This is a genomic window from Vibrio sp. Vb1554 (assembly GCF_033344235.1).
In genome coordinates this window covers 1-1,011 of record NZ_JAWPOJ010000497.1, presented here as the reverse complement: position 1 = coordinate 1,011, position 1,011 = coordinate 1, and the positions used below count along the sequence as shown (strand labels likewise).

Below are 1,011 nucleotides of genomic sequence, written 5' to 3'. Positions count from 1 at the left end.
CGAAACTCAAAGGTTTCCACAATGGTGTCTACCGTCGTTTTATTTGGGGTTACCGATACCGAGCAACCGGTCAGTAAAACGGAAACGACCAATAATAGGTTTGCCTTCATTAGTTAAAGCCTCCCGCCTTTATCGTATTTTCCAACTCTTCGTCATCAACTTTCGAAAGATCGAGCTTCAGCAAGCGCTCAAGGTCACTCGTTCGCTCGAACTTCGGCAGCTTGATGTCGGTTTCTTTGACAGGGTCGACAAGATTAACTGTCGCGACGATGATCAACTCCGTCTTTCTTCTTTCGGTATTGGTCTTACTGAATAACGCACCAAGAATTGGGATGTCGCCTAGATAAGGGATTTTTGCCAATGACTCCTGCTCTTCCGACGTTAAAAGACCAGCTAACACGAAGCTTTGGCCGTCTTTCAGTTGAACCGTTGTCTGAGCTTTTCGAGTTCGTAGCGAAGGGACGCTAACTAGACCAGAGTTCACACCATTGGTTTTATCAATCGAGCTCACTTCTGGTAGCAGTGACAGGCGGATGTTTTCTGAATCTGTCACCTTAGCAACCATAGACAGCTTTACCCCGTATTCTTTATAAGTTACGGAAATACCATCGTTGTCTCGGACGGTAATTGGGATTTCACCGCCGACAAGAAAGCTCGCCGATTCGCCAGAAATTACCGACAAGTTTGGCTCAGCCAGCACTTGGCCGATACTGTCGTTGCCACTCGCTGAGATAACCGCGACGATATCTTCTGCCGTAAAGTCCAGAATTTTGTTGACGAACTGACCAGCACCGCCAATCGACTTACCATTCGTCTCTGCGTATGACACGCCGAGTTCTGTTAAGAATGAGCTCGAAACCTCTGCAACTGTCAACTTCACATTGATTTGATCGGTAGTGAGCACTTTTAGGTTGTTGATGATATCTTCGAAAACGTAAGTAGCTGTATAGTCAAGCGGATCAACGGATTCTCCATTTGCGCCAGAAAGCTAAAAAGTATTTCTTTGCTTAC

1 pseudogene is annotated in these 1,011 nt (G+C 46.0%); it reads right to left on the bottom strand.

Annotated features, from left to right (window positions below):
• Positions 1 to 109: 109 nt before the first annotated feature.
• Positions 110 to 1,011, bottom strand: a pseudogene (locus tag R8N28_RS27330) (type II and III secretion system protein family protein); the annotation flags it as partial.